Source organism: Parageobacillus thermantarcticus (assembly GCF_900111865.1).
Lineage (GTDB): Bacteria > Bacillota > Bacilli > Bacillales > Anoxybacillaceae > Parageobacillus > Parageobacillus thermantarcticus.
Map to the genome: position 1 here is coordinate 1 of NZ_FOJS01000092.1, position 2,474 is coordinate 2,474.

Genomic DNA, 2,474 nt, shown 5'->3' on the forward strand with positions numbered 1-2,474 from the left:
GGCTGATTGAGACATTTCCAACACTTCTGCAATGTGATTGACATTGCACTCTTCTTGCGATAACAAATAAAGAATTTTGATTCGTGTTGGATCGGCTAATACCTTAAATATTCGCGATACATTTTCAATGGTTTCAGATTTTAAGAAAGAATGGTCTTCCATCTTCATGATGATTCCCCTCACTTTATTTATTATATATGAGCATATGTTCATATGTATGTATCATATTTTATATTCATTTTTTTGTCAAGTTTAGGAAATGTTTTTTCATGTTAAAAAAGGACTTTCTTGTCCATAATAAAATTAGGACAAACCCCAGCTTGTCCCTTGAAATCAAAGGTTTTTCTTGAATTTCAGTCGTATCAATATCGGTAATTTGGGGTTAATTCCGATAATTTTTAAATCGATAAGGATTGTCTTTATTGGAATTGTGATTTTGGCAGCGATTATGGTTTTAGTGGATCAGTTCTTTTGGAATATACCTGTGGGTATCCTTTTCTGTATATTTGCCTTTAGCTTTCTTTTTTCTTTTTGTATTAATTTTGTAAAAGTAAGAGATGAATATGAGGCAAATAAAGAAGCTCTCAAATTGTTGTACCGATATTCCGATATTATTTTTTTGAATCACAATGATCCAAGAAATTGGAAATCTATCAGTGCAGAAGCAAAAAGGCAGCTTAAGGAAGGTCTGAGAAAATATAAAAGTTCTAAATATTTAATACATTTTGTCAGTTTGTCTCCTATGCTTCTTTATTTAATACTTTTACTAATAAAGGCACTATTTTCTTGACATTCTCTTGATAATTTTTACTATACCAAGAGGGTGATTAAGATGAACATTTTCATTTTTATCTTGATACAATTTTTTTTACACTTATTGGTGTACTACAGTATTTACGTTGTTTCAAAATTGGAAAAGGCTCGCCTATCATGTAAGATGGAGAAGTTTGGGTCTTGTTTTATCATCTTTTTGGTCTTTCTTTTTCATATGATAGTGCTTTGTAAATACCCACATTCGATTTTATTTGAGTATAATTTAATTGGAATATGGATGTTATCATCAAATTTATTATTTTATTATTACTTGCAAAAAATCGTAAGACAATAAAATTGTTAGAGAAGATATTATTAATAATGATGGATAGATATTAGAACTTCGAGGGGGTTTTTTAATGTCACCTAAGATTTTTTAAAAGTTACAAAACAAAAGTGGTTGTAATCTAAGTAGGTGAACACAATGTTAAAAAGACAAAAGCCAAATGGAATACCCGAAAATGAATTCCGGGAAAAACTAAAATCTCTTTATGAATTTTTGAATCCGAAATGGGTAAAAAAACAAAAGTCCTCCAATTCCATCTTTACTGAATTAATGAAGAGAGAGGATACTTTAGCTTCAGTCGAACTTTTTGTCATTGCAAGTGCAGTAGACAAGTTCAGAAAAAAGGGGCTATACGGGGAGTGGTTAAAAGAATACTTGAAGCTGATAAAATTAAGAAAATCAACCGATATAGTGAGCCGCACTTTCGAAATCACTTCCGCAGCAATGTTTGATTATGAAGGACAAAAGGTAACATTATGTGATACAGGGCATCCTGGTTTTGATTTTAACATCCATTTGGGTGAGAAAAAGATAAATGTTTCCTGTAAAAAACTTTTAGTTTCTAATGCAGAGAAAGAGTTTACCAAACAATGTGATGAAATTTATGAGTTCATATTAGAAAAAATGAAGGAGTTGCAGATTAATGCAATTCAAATAATCCTAATCCATGCTCCTGAAAAAACAGTAGAATTAACGGACTTAAAGTTGGGGATATATCGTTCTCTTGCTCATTTTAAACATTATTTAGGAACAGATGTTATATATGAACTTAATGGATGTATCATTAAAATTTCGAAAATAGAGGTAGATAATCCTGAATATTGTATTTTTCCTCATAAACAATCGTTGATTTTTCTTTCTTTAAAGGAATACGGTCAAGAAGAACAGAAAAGATTTGAGGATTTATTCAGAAGAGCAGCTAAAAATGTTAAAAAGCATAGTGAGGAAATCAATGAAAACAATATAAACATGATTATGATTGGTTTGCCACCATCCATATCTTTAAAAAAGGCAAAAAATTGGCTCATTTCAAAATTTGAAAATGAACACTCCTCTATTACGACAGTGTTATTAAGTAGAACCATTCCTGTGTATGAAAAAGACTTATCTAGTTCCTTTGTTCAAACTGAGATTTGTTTTGTTCCTAATCCAAAAGCGAAAGTACCGATTTATGACTTTATGCCAGAAGGAAAATCTCTAGTTGCCTATGTACCATATGGAAGGGTAACAGAAGAAGAATCAAAAATTAACTTGGTCATTTCTAATAAAACGAACCAAACATGGTCAAGTCCTAATTATTGTGTAAATTCCCCTTTGATAGACAACATGGACCTGATGACTTGACGTATGGTAGGCAAGTCCGGCAAGTCTCCCT

3 protein-coding genes are annotated in these 2,474 nt (G+C 31.1%); 2 read left to right on the forward strand and 1 reads right to left on the reverse strand.

Annotated features, from left to right (window positions below; genetic code table 11):
- On the reverse strand, nt 1–168 hold a 168-nt coding region (locus tag BM278_RS18065), incomplete at its 3' end, for an ArsR/SmtB family transcription factor (RefSeq protein WP_143093497.1).
- 268 nt (nt 169–436) lie between these two features.
- Between BM278_RS18065 and BM278_RS18070 the strand changes: the two genes are divergently transcribed.
- Together BM278_RS18070 and BM278_RS18080 are read left to right on the forward strand one after the other, a co-directional pair.
- Complete coding sequence (locus BM278_RS18070) at nt 437–790, forward strand: hypothetical protein (protein ID WP_090952501.1); 354 nt, start codon at nt 437–439, stop codon at nt 788–790.
- Nucleotides 791–1,237: 447 nt separating this feature from the next.
- Nucleotides 1,238–2,443: a hypothetical protein gene (locus BM278_RS18080; protein WP_090952506.1), complete on the forward strand. Its 1,206-nt coding sequence runs from the start codon at nt 1,238–1,240 to the stop codon at nt 2,441–2,443.
- Nucleotides 2,444–2,474: the final 31 nt, after the last annotated feature.

Coding starts and splice junctions, on each gene's coding strand:
- BM278_RS18080 (WP_090952506.1), top strand. CDS start 1,238: ATGTTAAAAAGACAAAAGCCAAATGGAATACCCGAAAATGAATTCCGG.